21 protein-coding genes are annotated in these 20,967 nt (G+C 70.1%); 11 read left to right on the forward strand and 10 right to left on the reverse strand.

Annotated elements, in window-relative coordinates; translation table 11 throughout:
* The first annotated feature begins 67 nt into the window (after window positions 1-67).
* Together LBW94_RS34575 and LBW94_RS34580 are read left to right on the forward strand one after the other, a co-directional pair.
* The gene (locus LBW94_RS34575; protein ID WP_225060626.1) at window positions 68-862 is read left to right on the forward strand and encodes an aquaporin; all 795 of its coding nucleotides are present in this window, start codon (window positions 68-70) and stop codon (window positions 860-862) included.
* A gap of 193 nt (window positions 863-1,055) precedes the next feature.
* Window positions 1,056-1,571 carry a Uma2 family endonuclease gene (locus LBW94_RS34580; protein WP_225060627.1) on the forward strand — a complete coding sequence of 172 codons (516 nt, stop codon included), beginning with the start codon at window positions 1,056-1,058 and terminating at the stop codon, window positions 1,569-1,571.
* Here LBW94_RS34580 and LBW94_RS34585 read toward each other — a convergent pair whose 3' ends face one another.
* Both LBW94_RS34585 and LBW94_RS34590 read right to left on the reverse strand, forming a co-directional pair.
* A complete protein-coding gene (locus LBW94_RS34585) occupies window positions 1,572-2,282 on the reverse strand; it encodes a type II toxin-antitoxin system PemK/MazF family toxin (RefSeq protein ID WP_225060644.1) in 711 nt (236 codons plus the stop codon).
* 95 nt (window positions 2,283-2,377) lie between these two features.
* Window positions 2,378-3,088, reverse strand: a complete 711-nt coding sequence (locus tag LBW94_RS34590; RefSeq protein WP_225060628.1) for a FadR/GntR family transcriptional regulator — start codon at window positions 3,086-3,088, stop codon at window positions 2,378-2,380.
* A gap of 200 nt (window positions 3,089-3,288) precedes the next feature.
* On the opposite strand from LBW94_RS34590, the gene LBW94_RS34595 reads away from it, so the two are divergent.
* The 6 genes from LBW94_RS34595 to LBW94_RS34620 all read left to right on the forward strand — a co-directional run bounded on the left by LBW94_RS34595 (window position 3,289) and on the right by LBW94_RS34620 (window position 10,272).
* On the forward strand, window positions 3,289-3,861 hold the full coding sequence (locus tag LBW94_RS34595) for a gluconokinase (RefSeq protein WP_225060629.1): 573 nt from the start codon (window positions 3,289-3,291) through the stop codon (window positions 3,859-3,861).
* Window positions 3,862-3,907: 46 nt separating this feature from the next.
* A complete protein-coding gene (locus LBW94_RS34600; RefSeq protein WP_225060630.1) occupies window positions 3,908-5,296 on the forward strand; it encodes a gluconate:H+ symporter in 1,389 nt (462 codons plus the stop codon).
* 237 nt (window positions 5,297-5,533) lie between these two features.
* Window positions 5,534-6,325, forward strand: a complete 792-nt coding sequence (locus tag LBW94_RS34605; RefSeq protein ID WP_225060631.1) for an SAM-dependent methyltransferase — start codon at window positions 5,534-5,536, stop codon at window positions 6,323-6,325.
* Between the two features lie 314 nt (window positions 6,326-6,639).
* The gene (locus tag LBW94_RS34610) at window positions 6,640-7,884 is read left to right on the forward strand and encodes an IS110 family transposase (protein WP_225062799.1); all 1,245 of its coding nucleotides are present in this window, start codon (window positions 6,640-6,642) and stop codon (window positions 7,882-7,884) included.
* Between the two features lie 238 nt (window positions 7,885-8,122).
* Entirely contained in the window at window positions 8,123-9,112 is a 990-nt protein-coding gene (locus tag LBW94_RS34615; RefSeq protein WP_225061229.1) for an alpha/beta hydrolase, read from the forward strand.
* Window positions 9,113-9,360: 248 nt separating this feature from the next.
* Window positions 9,361-10,272, forward strand: coding sequence for a helix-turn-helix domain-containing protein (locus tag LBW94_RS34620; RefSeq protein ID WP_225061228.1), 912 nt, complete (start codon window positions 9,361-9,363; stop codon window positions 10,270-10,272).
* A gap of 179 nt (window positions 10,273-10,451) precedes the next feature.
* On the opposite strand, the gene LBW94_RS34625 is transcribed toward LBW94_RS34620, so the two are convergent.
* The 8 genes from LBW94_RS34625 to LBW94_RS34660 form a co-directional block, all read right to left on the reverse strand.
* Window positions 10,452-11,270 (reverse strand): SAM-dependent methyltransferase, encoded by an 819-nt coding sequence (locus LBW94_RS34625; protein ID WP_225061227.1) that lies wholly within the window; start codon window positions 11,268-11,270, stop codon window positions 10,452-10,454.
* Window positions 11,271-11,355: 85 nt separating this feature from the next.
* On the reverse strand, window positions 11,356-11,763 hold the full coding sequence (locus LBW94_RS34630; RefSeq protein WP_225061226.1) for a carboxymuconolactone decarboxylase family protein: 408 nt from the start codon (window positions 11,761-11,763) through the stop codon (window positions 11,356-11,358).
* A gap of 11 nt (window positions 11,764-11,774) precedes the next feature.
* Complete coding sequence (locus LBW94_RS34635; protein WP_225061225.1) at window positions 11,775-12,521, reverse strand: SDR family oxidoreductase; 747 nt, start codon at window positions 12,519-12,521, stop codon at window positions 11,775-11,777.
* The gene (locus tag LBW94_RS34640; RefSeq protein WP_225061224.1) at window positions 12,518-13,453 is read right to left on the reverse strand and encodes an ACP S-malonyltransferase; all 936 of its coding nucleotides are present in this window, start codon (window positions 13,451-13,453) and stop codon (window positions 12,518-12,520) included. Before LBW94_RS34640 ends, LBW94_RS34635 begins: the two co-directional genes overlap by 4 nt.
* 14 nt (window positions 13,454-13,467) lie before the next feature.
* Window positions 13,468-14,715 (reverse strand): beta-ketoacyl-[acyl-carrier-protein] synthase family protein, encoded by a 1,248-nt coding sequence (locus LBW94_RS34645; protein WP_225061223.1) that lies wholly within the window; start codon window positions 14,713-14,715, stop codon window positions 13,468-13,470.
* Window positions 14,712-14,951: a phosphopantetheine-binding protein gene (locus tag LBW94_RS34650; protein WP_225061222.1), complete on the reverse strand. Its 240-nt coding sequence runs from the start codon at window positions 14,949-14,951 to the stop codon at window positions 14,712-14,714. Before LBW94_RS34650 ends, LBW94_RS34645 begins: the two co-directional genes overlap by 4 nt.
* A 33-nt stretch (window positions 14,952-14,984) precedes the next feature.
* Complete coding sequence (locus LBW94_RS34655) at window positions 14,985-15,995, reverse strand: beta-ketoacyl-ACP synthase III (RefSeq protein ID WP_225061221.1); 1,011 nt, start codon at window positions 15,993-15,995, stop codon at window positions 14,985-14,987.
* Window positions 15,992-16,981 (reverse strand): AfsA-related hotdog domain-containing protein, encoded by a 990-nt coding sequence (locus tag LBW94_RS34660; RefSeq protein ID WP_225061220.1) that lies wholly within the window; start codon window positions 16,979-16,981, stop codon window positions 15,992-15,994. Before LBW94_RS34660 ends, LBW94_RS34655 begins: the two co-directional genes overlap by 4 nt.
* 243 nt (window positions 16,982-17,224) lie before the next feature.
* Here LBW94_RS34660 and LBW94_RS34665 point away from each other — a divergent pair, with 243 nt between their 5' ends.
* Genes LBW94_RS34665 through LBW94_RS34675 form a run of 3 tightly spaced genes read left to right on the forward strand, consistent with a single transcriptional unit; the run spans window position 17,225 to window position 20,962 of the window.
* The gene (locus LBW94_RS34665) at window positions 17,225-18,505 is read left to right on the forward strand and encodes a ketoacyl-ACP synthase III family protein (protein ID WP_225061219.1); all 1,281 of its coding nucleotides are present in this window, start codon (window positions 17,225-17,227) and stop codon (window positions 18,503-18,505) included.
* A 2-nt stretch (window positions 18,506-18,507) separates the two neighbouring features.
* Window positions 18,508-20,097: an FAD-dependent monooxygenase gene (locus LBW94_RS34670; RefSeq protein ID WP_225061218.1), complete on the forward strand. Its 1,590-nt coding sequence runs from the start codon at window positions 18,508-18,510 to the stop codon at window positions 20,095-20,097.
* Window positions 20,098-20,119: 22 nt separating this feature from the next.
* Window positions 20,120-20,962: an SDR family oxidoreductase gene (locus LBW94_RS34675; RefSeq protein ID WP_225061217.1), complete on the forward strand. Its 843-nt coding sequence runs from the start codon at window positions 20,120-20,122 to the stop codon at window positions 20,960-20,962.
* Window positions 20,963-20,967 lie beyond the last annotated feature (5 nt).

Genomic DNA, 20,967 nt, shown 5'->3' on the forward strand with positions numbered 1-20,967 from the left:
CTCGAGCGATCATGAACATGGTTCCTGAGCTCCTGACAGCAATGTCTGACCGAGGAGGGTGGCGCATATGTCTCCGACCGCACAGGAAGTGGTGGAGGAGGACGTCGAACGGCAGGCGGTGCCGCTGCGGCGCAAACTGCTGGCTGAGGGCATCGGCACATTCGTGCTGGTCTTCGGCGGCGTGGGGGCGTGGGTGCTGGAAGGCTCGCACCGCATCGGTTCGCTCGGCGTCGCGGTCGCCTTCGGCTTCACGCTGCTGTTCCTGATGTACACCATCGGCCCGATCTCCGGCTGCCACGTGAATCCCGCGGTCACCCTCGGCCACCTGCTGCTCGGCCGGATCCACCGCGCCGACGCGGTCGCCTACGTGGTGGCCCAGGTCATCGGCGGGTTCCTCTCCGGCGCGGTGATCTACGCCGTCGCCAAGAACCTGCCCAGCTACGACCGGGCCCGCGACGGCCTCGGCGCCAACGGCTGGGGTGAGCACAGTCCGGCGAAACTGGTGGTCGACGGCCCGCTGGGGCACGTCACCACCAACGGTTACGGTCTGGCCGCCACCATCTTCGTCGAGATCATCCTGACCGCGCTGCTGGTGTTCGTGGTGCTGGCCTCCACCGACCAGCTCTCCGACGTCCCGCTCGCCGGCCTGTCCATCGGCACCGCCTACACCGTGGTCACCCTGGTCGCCCTCCCCGTCGACGGCACCTCGGTCAACCCGGCCCGCAGCCTCGCCGTGGCCCCCTTCCAGGACGGCGCCATGGGCCAGGTCTGGGCCTTCATCCTGTTCCCCGTCCTCGGCGGCCTGCTCGGCGCCCTCGTCTACAGCCTCCTGTTCGGCCGCTCCCGCAACATGGCGAGCTGATCGAACGACCAATCATGGTCCGCGGCACAGAATTCCGGTCGCCGGGAACAGCCCGTACCATTCGGTGCCGAGGGGGTAGGCGATGGCGATCGTGCACAAGGACCATGATGTGAGTGCGTCCGAATTCGAGATCATCGCCCGAGCCGTCGAACGCGAGTCGGACAGTGTTCGACTCGAATACATCGACGGATGAATGGGGTTCAAGGGGACGCCGGACGGGGACCGCGGGCGCATTCCGAATTGGCTGTTGCTGCTGTTGCTGCCGTTGGGGCCCTCGATGTTCCTCCATCTGGTCGGCCAGGGCCTGCGGGTGGACTCGTACCGCAAGGGCCGTGCGCGGCCGGACGGTGTGGTCGCGCCGCTGGACGCCTTCGTCGGGTGCGGGGAATGGGCGCCGGCCGATCAGGTCTCGATGGTCGTCGAGGTCACCTCGTACGACTCGGACACCAATCCGCGGGATCGGGTCGACGAGCCCGCCGCCTACGCGCGGACGCCTGTTCCGATCTATCTGCTCATCGATCGGCAGCAGTCCGAGATGGTCGTGCACAGCCAGCCCGATCGCGACCTGGGCCGGTACCGGGAGATCCAGCGCTACGCCTTCGGCGCTCCTGTCGCGCTTCCTGCACCGTTGGCACTCGAATTGGATCGACCGCATTGTTGGACTGGCTCGACTGACGCCGCGCTACCGCGATCTCGGAACCACTGGTAGTCAGAGCCACTGATATTCCGCGCACAGGCGGTGGGCGACCAGGTCGAAGAGGTTGCGGGGGAGGATGGCGCCCTCGCGGCGGATGCCTGCTTCGGGGGTGTCGACGACGACGTCCAGGCGGACCCAGAGGGGTGAGCCGTGGCTCCAGGGGCCGGCGCCGATCGCGATCCAGGCCGGATCCAGTTCGTAGACCGGGTCGGTGGACAGGAGCAGGCCCAGCAGGGTGGTGCGGGATCGGCCGACGAGCAGGACCGGCTGGTCGCGGCCTTCGGCGGGGGTGTCGGCGGCGGGGATCCAGGTCCAGACGATCTCGCCGGCGTCGGCGCGGCCATCCAGGTGTGGGCAGTAGACCAGGTGGCGGGCGCGATCCCGGCTGGGGACCGGGGGCGATGCCACCGGGCGGATCTCGATCGCGGGCGGGCGCTGTGCGGCCGGTCTGCGGTGTCCGGGTTTCTCCGGTGTGGGGCGGGTATCGCGCATCGACGTGACGCGGGTGCCGGTTGGGTCGGCGGGCGCGCATTCGGCGGGGTCGAGGGTGGTGCGGCCGACGGTGATCCGGGCGAGGTGCTCGGGTAGCGGGGTCCAGGCCCGGAGCGAGGCCAGGGCCATGCGCCGGACCAGGCGTGGCGCCTGCCGGACCATGATGTGCGGACCCTGGTAGATGGCGAGGGTTCCCCATTGTTTTCCGAGAGCGCTCCAAGTCCCGGGCATGGACGGACTATATCGGCGGTGGTGGGTGATTCGGCGTAGCGGCGAATCGGCGCGCAGGAGAAAGGGATTCGCCTGTGCGGAAGTTCACAGGTGGATCAGCGGGTGCGGTCGAGGCGGCGGTGGATGTCGTCCAGGGATTCCTGGACCACCAGGCGCATCGCGGCCTCCGCGGCCGCCGGATCGCAGGCGGCCACGGCGACGGCGACCGCGTCGTGACGGGCGGCGTCGGCCGGGTCGGGGACCGCGGGCAGCAGTCGCAGAGCGGCGCGGCCGCGCAGCAGTTCGCCGGTCACCGGGCCGAGCTGGGCGAACAGCGGATTCCCGGACATCTCCAGGAGCAGGCCGTGGAAGCGCACGTCGGAGTCGACGAAGGTGGCGTGGTCGCCGGTCATCGCGGCGGCCCGCATCCGGGCCGATTCGGCCAGCAGGGCGGTGCACGGTTCGATCGCCGCGCGGCGGGCCGCGGCGGCGGCCGCGGCCGGTTCCACCGCGCCGCGTAGTTCGGTGAGCTCGTCGAGCAAGGCCGCCCGCGCGGGACCGGCCAGCCGCCAGCGGATCACATCGGGATCGAACAGATGCCATTCGGCGACCGGCCGGACGGTCAGGCCGACCCGGGGGCTGGTGCGCAGCAGCCGCTTGGCCTGCAGGACCTGGATCGCCTCGCGAATCACCGTGCGCGACACCGCGAATCGCTCGGCGAGCTGGTCGGTGAGCAGGACGTCGCCGGGCAGGGACACCGCCGCGGCGATCTCGCCGCCGAGGGTGTCGGCGACCTCGCTCGCCCGGCCCCTGCCCAATTCCGTCATCCGCTCCCCGCTCACCACTCGTGTCGTCGCCGTACCGGGTCATCATCGCCGCTCGCTCCGGTGCGGGTCGGGACGGCCCGCCGAGTCGTGCGCAAATAGTATTACTAATTCTCACAATGCTCTTTATTGGTCATACTAATTCGGTTAGAGTGAGCTGCGCCTCGAGGTCCGAGGACGTTCCGGGTCGAAGGAGACCATCCATGTCAGGCCATCCGCCGCCGATCCTGCTGGTCATGGGCGTCTCGGGCAGCGGTAAGACGACGATCGGGTCACTGCTGGCCGGTCGGCTGGGCTGGGAATACGCCGAGGCCGACGCCTTCCATCCGCCGGCCAATGTCGCGAAGATGGCCGCCGGGCATCCGCTCACCGACGAGGATCGCTGGCCCTGGCTGGCCGCGATCGGCGCGTGGATCGACCGGACCGGTGCCGCGGGTCGTGCCGGTGTCGTCACCTGCTCGGCGCTCAAACGCTCCTACCGGGATCTGTTGCGCGCGGACCGTCCCCAGGTCCGTCTGGTCTATCTGGACGCCGATCCCGAGACCGTCGCGCGCCGGCTCACCGAACGCCACGGCCACTTCTTCCCGCCGGACCTGCTCGCCAGTCAGTTCGCCGATCTGGAGGCGCCGACGGACGACGAGCACGCGGTGCGGATCCCGATCGACGAGGAGCCCTCGCTGATCGTCGACCAGCTGATCGCCGCCGAACATCTCGAGCGCGTCGCGGCGGCGCACGAGCGCGACGAGCGCGCCGCCCCGGACAATTCGCAGGCGTAACCGGCCTGCCGTTTCTCCACGCTGTCCCCCCGAAGAAGGAAATCCTGTGCTCACCACTGTCGCCCAGGCGGCGGCCGGGTCCTCGGCCTGGTCCGGCCACGACACCCGGCTGATCGTCGTCGCACTCGCGGGCATCGCGCTCGTGGTCGTGCTCTCGGCCGCGGCCAAGATCCACCCGTTCCTGGCGCTGCTGCTCGGCGCGTTGTTCGTGGGCGTGGCCGGTGGCATCCCCGCGGACAAACTGCTCAAGAGCCTCACCACCGGCGTCGGCGGTGTGCTCGGCAACGTCGGCGTGATCGTCGCGCTCGGCGCCATGCTGGGCAAACTGCTCGTCGACTCCGGCGGCGCCGACCGGCTCGTCGGCGCCATCGTCGACCGGGTCGGCGAGCGGCGCGCGCCCTGGGCGATGGTGCTGGCCGCCATGGTCATCGGCATCCCGATGTTCTTCGAGGTGGGCCTCGTGCTGATGATCCCGATCATCTACCTGGTGTGGCGGCGGGTCGGGGGTTCGATTCTGCGCGTGGGCATCCCGGCGCTGGCCGGGTTGTCGATCCTGCACGGGCTGATCCCGCCGCATCCCGGCCCGCTGGTCGCGATCAGCGCGCTGAAGGCGGATCTCGGCACCACCCTGTTGTTCGGCGTCATCGTCGCGATCCCCACCGCGATCATCGCCGGGCCGCTGTACGGGAGCTTCATTGCGAAGCGGGTGCAGCCGACGCCGCCGGAGCAGCTGGCGACCCAGTACAGCAGCACCGAGCGCGCCGGCGGCCGCCCGGCGCCGAGCGTGCTCACCACCCTGTCGGTGATTCTGCTGCCGGTGGTCATCATGCTGGTCAAGACGGTGATCGATCTGGTCGTCACCGACGGCAAGGCCGAGATCCACCGGGTGATGGACTTCATCGGCGATCCGATCACGGCGATGATCATCGGCGTGCTCTGGGCGATGATCGCCTTCCGCTTCGGCCGCAGCCGCTCCGGCGAGATCATGGGCGCCGCACTGGCCCCGATCGCGGGCATCCTGCTGATCATCGGCGCGGGTGGCGGATTCAAACAGATGCTGGTCGACACCGGTATCGCCGACTCCATCGGCAAGGCCGCGCATCATTCGCACCTGTCGCTGCTGCTGCTCGCGTGGCTGATCGCCGTGGGTATCCGGCTGGCGACCGGCTCGGCGACCGTCGCCACCGTGACGGCCTCCGGCATCGTCGCCCCGATCCTGGTGACCTCGCCGCACACCAGCGCCGCGCTGGTCGCACTCGCGGTCGGCTCCGGATCGCTGTTCCTGTCGCACGTCAACGACGCGGGCTTCTGGCTGGTGAAGGAATTCTTCGGCATGGACGTCAAGCAGACCTTCGCCTCGTGGTCGGCGATGGAGACGATCCTGTCGTGCGTATCCATTGTGGTGATCCTGCTGCTCGGCATCTTCGTGCATTGATCATCGTGGGGCCGGGATGCTCTCGGCCCCACAGCAATTCGCCGCGCGGTGCCAGGACGCCGGGGCCGTGCGGCGCGACATCCGATGACGGACAAAGCAGTTGCTTCCGGTGTCACCGAAATGGCAAGTGTCGCGGGGTGTCCCCGCGCGGCTGTGAACCTTCCCGGTGTGCTTCGATATCGCGATGGGGGGCCGTGCCGGCTTGTTACGCTGGCTGGGACGTCGAGGGAGGTGCGGATGTCGGGTGACAGACCGCCGCCGCAAGGTGTCGATCCCACCACGCCGAATGCGGCCCGGGTCTACGACTATCTGCTGGGCGGCAAGGACAACTACGCCGTGGACCGGGCCGTGGCCGATCGAATGCTGACGGTCGCCCCCGACACCCGGACGCTGGCATGGTTCAGCCGCAACTTCCTCACCGGCGCCACCCGGATCGCCGCCGAAGCCGGGGTGCGGCAATTCGTGGACATGGGCGCGGGTATCCCGACCTCGCCGAGCGTGCACGAGACCGCCTTGAAGATTGATTCCGCGGTGCGGGTGGTGTCGATCGACTACGACCCGGTCGTGTTCTCGCACGCGAACGCGATGCTCAGCGCAGTGCCCGAGGTGACAGCGATGCGCGGCGACTTCCGGGAGCCGGAGAAGATCATCCGGCGGTTGCGCGACGAGACGCACGTCGATTTCGACCGGCCGATCGCGCTGCTGGTCGTCGGTGTGCTGCACTTCGTCATGGACGACGAGCGTCCGGCCGAGATCATCGCCCGCTACCGGGAGGCGATGGCGCCGGGCAGTTACATCGCCTTCACACACGGCTCCACCGACAGCGATGCGGCGTTCACCGACCAGACCCGCACCGACACCGTGGGCAGTACCGCCCAGTTCGCCTTCCGCTCGCGGTCCGAGGTGTCGGCGCTGTTCGACGGTTTCGAGATGCTCGACCCCGGCGTGGTGCCGATCCAGCGGTGGCTCGGCGACGATCTGCCGTCCACTCGGCTGGAACTGCTCGGTGGTATCGGGCGCAAACCCTGAGCGTGCGGGATATTCTGGGAAAGGACCGAGGGCGGCTTCGCGGCCCTGCGTGGACGCTGAAATCGTCTGCGGTTCTTACGTTCCGGCGTGGTTGCGTGGCGGATGCTGTAGGGGTGCGTGTCACGGCCGACCCCGGTCGCTTTGCGGTGCTGTGAGCCCGTTGGGAAAGGTGGTGGTGGAGACAGGGCGGTTCTCGCCCTTCGCGGGATCCGTGGATTGTTGCCCCGAGCACGTGTAGGAAATTCCTGTAGTTTTCCGTCTCCCCGTGATGCGCACCCTGACAACGGATTTCGTTCGAACCGGAGGTGGTCACGGTGGAGGTCGTGCATGCGCGGTGCGCGGGGATCGACATCTCGAAGAAGGACGCGAAGGTGTGCGTGCGGGTCCAGGGCGCGGGCCGGTGGGCGACGAAGACGACGGTGACGACCTGGGGCTCGATGAGCAGCCAGATCCTCGCGCTGCGAGAGCATCTGATCGCCGAGCAGGTGACCTGTGTGGTGATGGAGTCGACAGGCGACTACTGGAAGCCGTTCTACTATCTGCTCGAAGACGGGCTGAACGTGATGCTGGTCAACCCGGGCGAAGCCCGCAACCGGCCCGGCCGCAAGACCGACGTCAGTGACTCGGCCTGGCTGGCCGACCTCGGCGCGCACGGACTGCTGCGGGCCTCGCTGGTGCCACCACCGCCGATCCGGCAGTTGCGTGATCTGACCCGTGCCCGCACCGTCCTGCTGCGCGACCGTGCCCGGCAGGTGCAGCGGATCGAGAAGATCCTCGAGGATGCAGGGATCAAGCTGTCGGCGGTGGTGTCCGACATCATGGGAGTGTCGGGCCGGGCGATGCTCGACGCGCTGATCGCCGGAAGCGACGATCCCGCCACGATCGCCGGTCTCGCGCGGGGCCGGATGCGGTCGAAGGTTCCGGCCTTGGCCGAGGCACTGACCGGCCGGTTCACCGCCCATCACGGATATCTGATCCGGATGTATCTGAACCTCGTCGATGCCGCGACGGCGGCGATCACCGATCTCGACGCCCGGATCACCGGGGCGCTGGGCCCGGTGTTGACCGCGGCCCGGACGCTGCTCGAGTCCATCCCCGGGTTCTCGACCACGGTGGCGGAGGTGTTTCTGGCCGAGACCGGCGGCGACATGAGCGTGTTCGCCACCGGTGGGCATCTGGCGTCGTGGACCGGGGTGTGCCCGGGAGCCAACGAGTCCGCCGGCCGGATCAAGTCCACCAAGACCCGGCCCGGCAACCGGTATCTCAAGGCCGCGCTGGGCATCGCCGCGATCTCGGTATCCCGGTCCAAGAACACCTATTTCGCGGCCAAGTATCGGCGCGTCAGCACCCGGCGCGGACCGATGAAGGCCATCGTCGCCGTCGAACGCGCCATGGTCGTCGCCGCTCACAGCATGCTCACCCACGGCGATTTCTATCGCGATCCTGGCCCGAACTACTTCACCGCCCGCAAGCCCGGACCGGCGAAAGCCCGCGCGGTCGCCCAGCTCGAAGCCCTCGGCTACACGGTGTCGCTGCAACCACGTGCGGACACCGCCTGAACCACCCGGACAAAGCCGCTGGTCACCAGCTGTGGTCACCTTCGATTTCGTAGGAAATCGGACGAAACACGCTGTTGCACAGGGCGATATGGCGCAATCCGGCCGAGTCGGCCGATTTCCTTGCGGGTTGCCGAAGCCTCGCTATAGCGTCCGCAGTGAAACCGCGTCACCACAATGATCTTCGCAATCACGACAGGGGGCGTGTCGCGTGCGAGCCTTGGTACGCACACTGACCGCGTTGGCCGCAGTCACACTGTGCTGTTTCGCGATGACCGGCGCCGGGGCCGACGAGCCGGCCGCGGCGTCCTGCCGGTCCTTTCCGTTCCCGGTGCCGCAGGGGCAGCTGGCGGCGACCCTGTGCCTGCCGCCGGGTGGCACGGACACGGTCATGGTGCTGATGTCGGGATCCAATTTCAACGGCAGCTATTGGGATTTCGGCTACGAGCCGCAGACCTACAGCTTCCGGCGGGCGATGAACGCGGCCGGCTACGCCACGCTCGTGGTCGACCGGCTCGGCAACGGCGCCAGCACCCGGCCGCCGGCCCTCACCCTGACGGCCACGGCCACCGCCGCGGCCCTGCACGACATCGTGCAGGCGGCCCGGCGCGGCCTGGCCGGGGCCGCGCCCTTCGCGAAGGTGATCACCGTCGGCCACTCCCTGACGGCGGGCACCTCGGTGATGGAGACCACCGCCTATCACGATGTCGACGGTGTGGTGCTGACCGGATATTCGCACGCGATCAACGTGCCCGAGACCCTGGGGGTCATCTCGAGTTATCACCCCGCCGACGAGGATCCCGAATTCGCCGGGCGTGGTTACGATCCCGACTACCTCACCACCCGGCCGGGCGCCCGCCTGCACGATTTCTTCGACTCGGGCGACGTCGAGCCGGAGGTACTCGACCGCGACGAGCAGACCAAGGAGGTGTTCTCGCTCACCGAATATCCCGACGGGATGCTCTCCACCCTGCCCGGCATGTCGAATCTCATCGACGTGCCGACCCTCGTCGTCGCCGGTGGCCGAGACCGAATGATCTGCGGCGCAGACTATTCCGCCTGCGCCGACTCGGCCACGCTGCACGCCGAGGAGGCGCTCTTCTACGCGCCCGCTGCCCGTCTGCGGGTCTTCGTACTGCCCGGTAGCGGACACGCGGTGAACCTCGCCCGCAACACTGCCGACTATCGCGCCGAGGTGATCGACTGGGCGAATTCGACAGTCGGACACTGATGTCCGCGCACGGCCGCACGGCAGCGGCGAACTGCGACGATGATCCGCCACCCGGTCCGCCCGGCCGATCGTGCGGTGCCACATTACACGTCTGTTCGGACCGAGTCGCGAAACTCGGTCCGATCGGCTGGTTCGGATCGGCGTCCGCGGGGCTACCATGAGCTGATGCGACGGAGGGCGGCGGCAGCCACCGGGATGAGCACCGGTGCGCTGTCTGTCAGTGGTCGCCGGGAGACGGAGTGGGGCATATGACGCCAGATACGATCCGGACCGACATAATCGGAACACCGGCCGAGGATCGCGGACCGACCGCGTTACGCATCATGGTCGGTACGCAACTGCGGAAACTGCGTGAAGCGAGGAAGATTTCACCGCAGCAGGCGGGTGAGCGCATCCGCGGTTCGCACGCCAAGATCAGTCGGCTCGAACTGGGCCGCACCGGGTACAAGGAACGCGACATCGTCGACCTGCTCGACCTCTACGGTGTCGACGATCCGCTACAGCGCGACGCGTTCCTGAAACTGGTCCGCAAGGCGAACGAACAGGGCTGGTGGCACGGCTACAGCGATCTGCTGCCCGCCTGGTTCGAGAACTACCTCGGTCTGGAGGGTGCCGCCAAATCCATCCGGACCTTCGAGGCGCAACTGGTTCCCGGCCTGCTGCAAACCGAGGACTATGCCCGCGCGGTCGTGTCGCTCGCGCACAACGGTCTCGAAACCGCCCGGCGCGTCGAACTGCGCCGTGAGCGCCAGAAGATCCTGGAGCAGCAGACCGGCCCGACCCTGTGGGCGATCCTGGACGAATCGGTGCTGCGTCGCACTGTCGGCGGTAACGAGGTGATGCGCGCTCAGATCCAGCACCTGATCCGGATGGCCGAGCATCCGAGCGTGAGTATCCAGGTGCTGCCGTACACCGCGGGCGGCCACACCGCCGTCGGCTGCTCGTTCACCATCCTGCGCTTCGCCGAACCGGAGCTGCCCGACATCGTCTACATCGAGCAGTTGCAGAGCGCGCAGTATCTCGACCGGCCCACCGATCTGGACCTGTACCGCCAGGTGATGGATCAGCTGAGCCTGCAAGCGGATTCACCGACGAAGACGCTGGAGCGGTTGCGGGCCGCGGAGGCCGAACTGGCGGCCGCGGCCACCGAATCGGTCTAGGACGCGACGCGCGGCAAGCCGGTGCCGCCGAGCGACATCGGCCGCTCCTGCCGAGCGCGGCGGTGTGAACGGTTCCCGGTCAGCGTGAGTGCGGTGTCGTGTGGATGACGTCCGCGATGCGCTGCAACGCCGCAGTGCCGGTATGCATCCGGGCGTCCACCAGGGCGGTGACGGTCCGGTCAGCGTTTCCGCCCCACTCCGGCCCAGGTCCCGAATGCCTTGTCCGCCCAGGCGAGTCGCTCCTCCGGAATGTAGAAGTCCGCGCTGGGCCGCCAGCGGTGCAGCGGTACCAGGCCGGGCTCGACCAGGTCCAGTCCGTCGAAGAAGCGAGCGGTTCCGGCCTTGTCCCGCAACGAGACCGTGATGCCGGAGCGGGCGTACACGCCGACGATCTTCTGGAAGATGTCGGGGTTCAGGTCGCTGGAGGCGTGTGTGATCGCCAGATACGATCCCGGCGCGAACGCGTCGAGATAGGTGCGCACGATGTCGTGGGCGCCTTCCTCGTCGGTGACGAAATGCAGGATGGCGCCGAGGGTCAGCACCACCGGCTGCGACAGGTCCAGCACCGCTCGCAGCCGGTCCGATCCGAGCACCACGTCCGGGTCGCGCACATCGGCGGGGATGAATTCGGTACGGCCCTCGGCGGATCCGATCATCAGCGCGCGGGCCTGCGCCAGCACCAGCGGATCGTGATCGACGTACACCACCCGGCAGGTCGGATCGACGGCCTGCACCGCATTGTGCAGATTCGGTTCGGTCGGAATGCCGGTGCCGACGTCGAGGAACTGCCGTACCCCGTGGTGCGCCGCGTAACGCGTTGCGCGATGCAGGAATTCGCGATTGGCCCGCGCCGCCTGGGCGGTCTCCGGGAACGCCTCCATCACCTGCGAGGCGGCCTCCCGGTCGGCCGGATAGTTGTCCTTGCCGCCGAGGTAGTAGTCGTACATCCGCGCCGAATGCGCCTTCTTCGTATCGAATTCGACCAGCTCGTGGGGCATCGGGACCATCTCCGTCGGTTGGTGCGGTTCGCCGTCCGCCATCTTGCCGCAGCGCGCCGCACACGTCTCGTCCGAGACCGACCGGTCAGTGTTGTCCGGGTCCGCCCGCATCGGCGGTCACGCCCAGTTCGGCGAACACTTCGGTGGCGACCCGGAAGGCGCTGACGGCGCGCGGATGTCCGGCGTAGAGGGCGACGTGGAAGATGGCCTCGACGATCTCGGTCGCGGTCACCCCGACCCGCAGCGCACCTCGGATATGGTTGCCCAGCTGCGGTTCCGCCCCGCCGATCGCGGTCAGCACGCCGACGTTGAGCAACTGCCGTTGCGGCAATGACAGTCCCGGCCGGGCATAGACCTCGCCGAATCCGGCGGCGACGATGTAGTCGGCGAAATCCGGGCTGATCGCCCCGATCCGCTCCCGGACCGCCTCGGCGTGACCGGCGCCCAGCACCTGGTTCATGATCGCCTGTCCGCGATCGAAACGTTCACTCATGGCGTGGCTCCTCACAATCCCATTCCGAATCCGCCGTCCACCGCGAGCACCGTCCCGGTCACGTACCGGGCGGCGGCGCTGGCCAGGAACACCACCGCCGGCGCGATGTCCTCCGGGTCGGCGAAGGCGCCGAGCGGGGTCGCGGCGATCACCTCGCGGCGGCGGGCTTCCGAGAGTTCGGCGGTCATATCGGTCTCGACGTAACCCGGCGCGACGACGTTCACGGTGATGCCGCGCGGGCCGAGTTCGCGGGCCGCGGAGCGGGCCAGCCCGATCAGCCCGGCCTTGGCGGCGGCGTAACCGGTCTGCCCCCGCGAGCCGGTGAATCCGATGATGCTGGAGATCAGCACGATCCGGCCCGGCCGCCGCGCCCGCAGCATGGAGGTCGAGGCGCGCCGGACGATCCGGTAGGTACTGGTCAGATTGGTGTCGACCAGCGCGCCGAACGCCTCCGCGTCCATACCGAGCATCAGCCCGTCGTCGGTGCGGCCGGCGTTGGCGACGAGCACCTCGGTCTGCCCCTGCTGCCGCTCGGCCGCGGCGAAGGCGTGCTCGACCTGGTCGGGGATGTTGTGGTCGCAGGTCAGCGAGAGGATGTCACCGGACACCGGCCCGCCGGAACGGGACAGCACGGTCACCCGGTCGCCCTCGCTCCGGAAGGCCCGCGCCACCGCCAGGCCGATGCCCCGGGTGCCGCCGGTCACCACGACCGCGCGGCCGGGCCGCTGCGCGGTCCCGGAGTCGTCCGAGGCGCTCATACCGTCTCCCGGGCCGAGGTGACGAGCAGGTCGGCCTGCTCGGGGGTGGGGCACAGCCGGGTGGCGACGCCGGGGACGGTGCGCCGGGCCAGGCCGGTCAGGGTGCGGCCGGGGCCCGTCTCCACCATGTCGGTGACCCCGAGGCCGGTCAGGGTGTGCAGGGCGGCGGTCCAGCGCACCCGGCCGGTCAGCTGTGCGGACAGCAGCGGCCGGAAATCCGCGGCCGCGCGGTGCACGGCGGCGTCGACATTGCAGACGACGGCGAGCACCGCGTCCGCGAACCCGGTCGCGGCCAGCGCGCGGTCCAGCCGCGCGGCGGCCGGGGCCATCAGCGGGGTGTGATAGGCGCCGCCGACGGCGAGGGGGCGCACGATCCGCGCGCCGGCCGCCCGGCAGCGTTCCGCCATCGCACCGGCGGTCTCGGCGGCGCCGGACACCACGATCTGTTCCGGGGCGTTCTCGTTGGCGGGCCACCAATCCGGTTGCGCGGCACACAGTTCCGCGAGCCGATCGGGGGGCAGGCCGACGACCGCGAGCATGGCTCCGGGCCGCAGCGCGGCGGCGGCCGCCATCGCGGCCCCGCGTTCGGACACCAGCCGGACGCCGTCGTCGAAGGTCAGCACGCCGGCCGCGACGAGGGCCGAATATTCGCCGAGACTGTGGCCCGCGGCCGCGGTGATGGGCCCGTCGTCGAGCGCTCCGGCGTCACGCAGCCGGTCGACGACCATGCAGCTGTGCACGAAGATGCTCAGCTGGGCGGCTTGCGGCCGGACCAGTTCGTCGGCGTCGGCGTGCAGCAACAGGTGCGGCACGTCGATTCCGGTGCGAGCGCGGGCCCGCACGGCCAGGTCGAATGACGGTGTTTCCCGCCAGGATTCACCCATGCCGGGATGTTGTGATCCTTGTCCCGGGAAGAGCAGTGCGATGGTCATGACTTCGGCTCCGGTCAGGTTTCGCTGAGCACCAGCACGGCGTTGTGGCCGCCGAATCCGAACGAATGGCTGGTCGCCATCCGCACGGGCATCCGGCGCGGCCGGCCGTGGGCGATGTCCACGTCGACACCCGGGTCGACGCTGTCCAGGTTCGCGGTCGGCGGTATCTCGTTGGATTCGATGGCCAGCACGGTGAACGCCGCCTCGATGGCGCCGGCCGCGCCGAGCGCGTGCCCGGTCACCCCCTTGGTGGACGTGATCACCGGGCGGTCCCCGTAGATGTCGCGGATGGCCCGCGCCTCGGTGACGTCGTTGAGCGGGGTGGAGGTGCCGTGCGCGTTGACGTGGTCCACTTCGCCGGGGTGAATTCCCGCGTCCGCCAGCGCGAGCCGGATGGCCTGCTTGACCGCGGTGCCCTCCGGATCGGGGGCGGTGGCGTGGTGGGCGTCGCAGGTCGCGGCGAAACCGCGCACCAGCGCGCGCGGCCGCGCGTGCCGGGCGGCGGCGTCGGCCGCGCGTTCCAGCACCAGGATGCCGGCCGCCTCGGCGGCGACGAAACCGTCGCGGTCGCGGTCGAACGGCCGGGACGCGGCCGCCGGATCGGCGCTGCGCCGGGACAGGCCGCCGAGCCGGTGCAATCCGGCCATCACGAACGGGCTCAGGGCCGACTCGGCGCCACCGGCGACCACGATATCCGCGGTGCCCGCGCACAGCAGATCGCGGGCGAGGCCGATCGCGTTGGCGCCGGAGGCGCACGCCGTCGCCGGGACCATGCTGGGACCGGTCGCGCCCAGGTCCAGGCTGACCGCGCCGGCGACCATGTTCAGCATCGACATCGGCACCGTCAGCGCCGAGACCGCCTCGACGCCGTCGGTGAGCAGGTTGCGGTGCTGGGCCTCCCAGGTGTGCGAGCCGCCCAGCGAATTGCCGACGAGCACCGCGACCCGGGCGGCCTCCCAGCTGCCGCGGTCCAGGCCGGCGTCGTCGACCGCCTGCCGCGCCGCCGCCACGGCGATCTGGGTGAACCGGTCCAGCCGCCAGGCGGTGCGCCGGCCCAGGAGGGTGTTGGCATCGAATTCTGCTGCATGACAACAGAATTCGACAGGCTGCCCGGCGAGCGCGGGATGTTTCGAGGCGATCGTGCGGCCGCCGGCCAGCGCCCGCCAGTTCGCCTCGGCGCCGATGCCGGCGGGGGTGACCAGGCCGATCCCGGTCACCGCGATCTCGTCCCGGGCGTCGCGTCGGCGCACCCGACCGGTCATGCCGCTTCCTTGTCCTCGAACAGGGCGACGAAGCCGTCCAGATTCCCGGCCGCCGAGATCTCGCTCTCGCTGACCGTGATGCCGAAGCGGCTCTTCAGGCGCAGCGCGAGTTCGAGCAGCATCAGCGAGTCGAAGCTCAGATCCTCGTAGGGCGTGCTGAACGAGATCTCCTCCGGCGGGACGCCGAATTCGTTCACCAGGATCTCGGTGATATCGGTGCGGATGTCGATCGACATTGTCGGAACTCCTCTTTCGTGCCGTGTGGCGGGTCAGGGTGTGGCCAGTTCCGGCCAGGTGAGGACGGAGGCGCCCCAGGTGGCGCCGCCGCCGAAGGCGGTGAGCAGCACGCAGTCGCCGGGACGCAGTTCACCGCGTGCCCAGCCGTCCGCGAGCGCGAGCGGGATGGACGCGCCGGCGGTGTTGCCGACCCGGTCCAGGTGGACCACCGCCTTGTCGCGGTCGATACCCAGCTGGTCCGCGACCGCGTGCAGGATCCGGATGTTGGCCTGATGTCCGACCAGACGGTCGACCTCCGCGATCGACCGGCCGGCGTCGCGCAGCACCGCGAGCGACGCGGCGGTCATCCGTTCGACCGCCTGCATGAAGACCGGCTTGCCCGCCATCCGGAAGTAGGCGTCGGCGGTGTCGGGCAGCACGCCCAGCGCGCGCTGTTCGGATCCGCCCGCCCGCACCGTGATCATGTCGGCGAGGGCGCCGTCGCTGCCCAGCTGCACCGGGCCGAGGGCGCCGGGTTCGTCCGGGGTGCCGGCCCGCAGCACCACCGCGCCCGCGCCGTCGCCGAAGACCGACATGGTGGTGCGGTCGTCCGGATCCAGGATGGTGGAGAAGGTGTCGGCCGCGATCAGCAGCAGCCGCTGCGCCCGGCCGCTCTCGATCATCGCCGCGGCGACCGCGAGCCCGTAGACGAAGCCGCTGCACACGGCGGCCAGGTCGAAGGCGGCGACGGTGTCCAGGCCCATTTTCGCCGCGACCGTGGGAGCCGTTGCCGGACAAGGACGATCGGGGGTCGCGGTGGCGAGCAGCACCAGGTCGACCTCGGCCACTCCCGCCGATTTCAGCGCCAGGATCCCGGCCGCGGCGGCGAGATCGGAGGTCGCGGCGCCCGCGTCGGCGAACCGGCGTTCTCCGACGCCGGTGCGGGTGCGGATCCAGGCGTCGCTGGTGTCCAGGGTGCGCGCGAGATCGTCGTTGGTGACGATCCGGTCGGGTACACAGCTGCCGATGCCGGCGAGCACCGCCGTGCGGCCCGCGCCGGTCATCGGCGCTGATCCTGCCGTGCGGCCGCGGCGACGCCGTCGGCGAGGACGAAGCGGAACTCGGCCGCGGTGCGGCCGGACTGCACGCAGCGGATGCCGATTTCCCTTGCTTCCCTCAGCTTCTCGTGTGAGTCCGGCGCCTCGGTCGTGGTCAGCAGGAACGGTTCGTCCAGTTCGACGAAGCGGCGGAACACGCCGTCGAACGCCTGGACCTCCGGCGCTCCGGTCACCGCGACCGCCAGTTGCCCGGCCGCCTCGGTCACCCCGAAGCCCGGCAGGTGGTCCAGCGGATGATCGAATATCACCGGATGATCCACCGGCACAACGACGGTGGCGCACATGCTCCCGTCCTGTCCGGGAAACATGTTCTCCAGCAACACGTTACGTGGATCGGATCGGCCGGTCCGTTCGGCGGGCACGGTACTGCGCGCGGGTAGTGGCACATCGGCCGACGACGGCGGCGGGCTGCTGCGCGAGAACCGCCGGATCGCCTCGTAGCTGGCCGAACTCAGATACGTGACCGTCATGGTGACGACGCCGACCGGCCCGGCGGGGGTCCGCAACGTCATGGTGTAGGTGTGGGTGTGCGCGGTGCCGCGGGTGCGGACCAGCGCCGATTCGATCTCCACCCGCAGTTCCGTGGGAGCCCGGTCCGAGTGGTCCGGGAGCGGGATCAGTCGCAGGTGCCAGCGGTCCAGCACGAATCGCGTGTCCAGCGGCAATCCGAGACCGATGTGTGCACAACAGGTTTCGGCCTGGCGCGCGCACTCCAGCAGCAGCATCGGGTCCGGCCCGGACCCGGCGTGATCGGTGAAGTAGAAGTGCCGCCGCGGCAACTGGCAACAGGCGACGAAGGTGCCGGGCCCGGTCCGGGCGATATCGGTCAGGAAAACTTCGGAGATCGCCGACCGGTGCACCCATCGGCGATCGACGGCCCGGGCCGAGATCCGGTCCAGCGTGGCGGGCGGCAGGGGAAGTGTCGTCTGCACCGTCGGGTACCTCCTGATCGTCGGTGCGGTCGCGGAAAATGGCGACTGCCTTCGAGATTCGCGGTTCCGGGCGCGGACAACCAGACCCGGCGGTGCCTGGTACCGCGAGGGCACCTCGGCAGGGTGGCCTTGCCGGAACCATGCTCGAGCGGGTCTGGTTGCCCGCACCGCGGTTGGCGCACAGTCGTTTTCGGAGGGCCGATCGAATCCGGTCATCCGATCTTCCGACCGGGAGGGCCGCCCATGAGCGCAGCAGTCGCACAGTTCGGCATCCGTGCCGCGGTGACCTGGCTACCCACCGAGACCGAGAAGGCCGCCACGCAGGTCGCCGCCGGCCTGCTCGCACCGGACGAACTCGACGACACCGGCTACGAGGAGTTGCCGGTGAGCGCCGAGGCCGCACCGGAACTGGCGGTGCGCGCCGCGACCGCCGCCCTGCGGTCCGCCGGCGTCGCCGGCGCGGACGTGGGTCTGCTGATCCACGCCTGGACCCACCATCAGGGCCACGACTTCTGGGCCCCGGCGAGTTTCGTCGCGGCCGGGGCCGGCGCCCGGCACGCCCTCGCGATCGGCGTGCAGCAGATGTGCAACGGCGGCGGCGTCGCCCTGGAGCTGGCGACCGATCATCTGCGCGGCGCCGGCCGCGCCGACGTGGCGGTGATCACCACCGCGGATCGGTTCTGCCCGCCCGGATTCGACCGCTGGCACGGCGATTACGGGCTCTGGTACGGCGACGGCGCGACCGCGATGGTGCTGCACCGGCGGCCCGATCCGGGCGACGATCTGCATCTGCTGGCGGTGGCGACGGCCACCGACTGCGAGGCGGAGACCATGCACCGCGGCGACGATCCGTTCAGCCCCGCGGCGCGGACCCATTCACCGGCCGTCGACGTCCGCCGGACGAAGCGGGCCTACCTGGCCCGGTACGGCCGTGAGCATTTCGCCGGTGTCGTCGCGGACCGGCTGCCGTCGCTGATGCGCACCGCGCTGGCCGCGGCGGAGCTGGAACCGGACGATCCGCGCATCGCCGGGGTGCTGCTGCCCCGCATCGGCCGCAAGGCGCTCGCCGCCTCCTATCGACCGGCGATCGAATCGGTCACCGGCGCACCGATGTTCGATCCGGGCGCGCGCACCGGCCATCTCGGCGCGGGTGACCTGCTGGCCAATGTCGCCGCGCTGCGCACCGAATTCGGCCTGCCCCCGGGCCGAGTCGCCGTCGTGATCTCCGCGGGCGGCGGATTCAGCTGGACCGTCGCCATAGTCGCCCGGCCCACCGCCGTGAGCGGCGCCGGATCCACCGCCGTGAGCGGCGCCGAATACACCGCCGTGAGCGGCCTCGAATCCGCTACTGCGAGCGGTCCCGAACCTGCCGCTACGAGCGGCGCCGAATCCACTGCCGTGAGCGGCCTCGAACCTGCTGCCGTGGGCGGCCTCGAATCCGCTACTGCGAGCGGTCCCGAACCTGCCGCTGCGAGCGGCGCAGAATACACCGCCGCGCGCGGCACCGGAAAGGATGTGCACTGACTATGGGCACCGAGCACGCTTCGACACCGGAGGTGCTGGTCGTCGGCGCCGGGCCGGTCGGCATGGTGATCGCCTGCGACCTGCTGCAACAAGGATTCTCGGTGCGGATCATCGACACCTCGCCGAGTTCGACGCTGCACTCCCGGGCCGTCATCACCTGGCCCCGCAGTCTGGAACTGTTGCGCCGCATCGGCGTCGCGGACGAACTCGCCGAGACCGGCGCGCACCTCGACGCGGTCTCCTACTATTCCGGTCGGCGGCGGCTGGGCGCGATCGACATCAGCCGGCTGACCGAGACGCCCTACCCGTTCGCGTTGTGCGCCCCGCAGAGCCGCACCGAGGATGTGATCCGCCGCCGGCTGAAGGAACTCGGCGGGCACATCGAATACGAGGTGACGCTGACCGGCCTGGACAACAGCGGTGACCGGCCGGTCGCCGAACTCACCGGCGCCGGCGGCGGCCGGGAGACGGTGCGACCGGACTGGCTGATCGGCGCGGACGGGTCGCACAGCGCCGTCCGCGCGGCGCTCGGCATCGAATTCCGCGGCACCGGCCAGGACATCCTGTTCGCGATCTGCGATGCCCCGCTGACCGGCGAACTGCCGCCGCACGAGATGCTCTACTGCTACAGCAACGGCGGTGCGATGGGGCTCGCGCCGTTCGGCGACGGAGGTTATCGGGTGGCCTGCGCGGTCCCGGTCTGGAACGACGACGACGCGCCGCCGTGGGAACTGTTCCGGGACAACCTCGATCGCATCGTCCCGTTCCGTACCGAGCTCGGCGAGTTGCGCTGGACCACGGTGTTCCGGGCCCGCCGCCGCACCGCGGCCCGATTCCGTTCCGGGCGTTGCTTTCTGGTCGGGGACGCGGCCCACATCTTCAGCGCCGCCGGCTCGCAGGGCATGAACACCGGAATCCAGGACGCGATCAATCTGGGCTGGAAACTGGCCGGGGTGCGCAACGGCACCCTGCACGAAGGCGTCTTGGACACCTACGATCCGGAGCGCCGGCATTCGGCCGAGCGGATCTCCCTGGTCACCGCGAAGCAGACCAGTTGGGGCCTGCTGCACAAGCCCGCGCAGGTCGCGATCCGGGACACCCTGGTCCTCGGCGCGCAGCGCACCGGCGCTCTGCAACGGCTGGTCGCGCCGCTGATGAGCCAGCTGACCGTCGACTACGCCGATAACCGCGAACACGCGCGCGCCGATATCCGCTGGCGCAGCGCACCGGTGCGGGCGGGGCTGCGGCTGACCGCCTTCCCGGGCGAGCCGGCCGAGGACGGCTGGCCGACCGTCGCGGCCGATCGGCTCACCCTGCTGCTGTGGGCGGGCCGGGCCCGCGATGCCGAATGGCAGCGGTTCGTCGCCGCCACCCGCGCTGCGGCGCCGGACACCCTGCACCTGGTCGACGCGTCCGGCTGGCGGGCGCTGGCCCCGGCGCTGGGCCGGGTCCGGACCGCGCTGCTGGTGCGGCCGGACGGCCATATCGCGGCGGTGCAGCGCGCACCGCGCATCGATCTCGGCGGGCTCATCGACGCGGCCGCCCTGCTACCGGACCGTGGTGACGCGGTGCGCGCCGGCACGGCGGCCTGAGATGTCAGCGGAGGAGACACCTGTGGAAACCGAATACGCCACCCCCGAGACCGCGCCGACCGGCCGCCGCTTCGCCGGCAAGGCGGCGCTGATCACCGGCGGTGACCGTGGCACCGGACAGGCCCAGGCCGTCCGCCTGGCCGCCGAGGGCGCCGATGTCGCCGTCGTCGTGTTGTCCGGTGCGGCCGAGGAGACGGTGCGCCTGGTCAAACCGTTCGGCGGCCGGATCTCCGTGCACAATGCCGATGTCCGCGATCTGGCCGCGACCCAGCGGGCGGTCGACGCCGCGGTCGCCGAGCTGGGCCGGCTGGACGTGCTGTGCGCGACCGCGGGCGTCAACGGCGGCAACGCGCCGCTGTGGGAACTGGATCCGGCGGTGTTCCGGAACATCATGGAGACCAACATCTTCGGGACCTGGCATGTGCTGCGGGCCGCGGTCCCGCACCTGCTGCGGCAGGGACCCGGCGGCGCGGTGGTCGTGATGGGATCCACCACCGAGGCGCGCGGCGTGGCCACGGCCGCGCACTACGCCGCCAGCAAACACGGTGTACTCGGGCTGATGCGTTCGCTGGCCGCCGAACTCGGCCCGCGCGGGATCCGGGTCAACGGGATCGTGCCCACCAATATCGACACCGTCATGTTCCACAATCCGGAGACCTACGCGCTGCTGCTGCCCGGGGTCGAGAATCCCGATCGGGAGCAGGTGGCCGCCGCGGCGGCGGGCTGGCACGAACTGCCGGTCGGCTGGGTCGGCGGCGCCGATATCGCCGCGGCCACCGCCTATCTGGCCTCCGACGAGGCCCGGTACGTCACCGGCAGTTCGCTGCGGGTGGATGCCGGGCTGCTGAACAAGTGGCCCGGATGAGCGGG

The sequence above is a fragment of the Nocardia sp. alder85J genome (assembly GCF_020176955.2).
Classification (GTDB): domain Bacteria; phylum Actinomycetota; class Actinomycetes; order Mycobacteriales; family Mycobacteriaceae; genus Nocardia.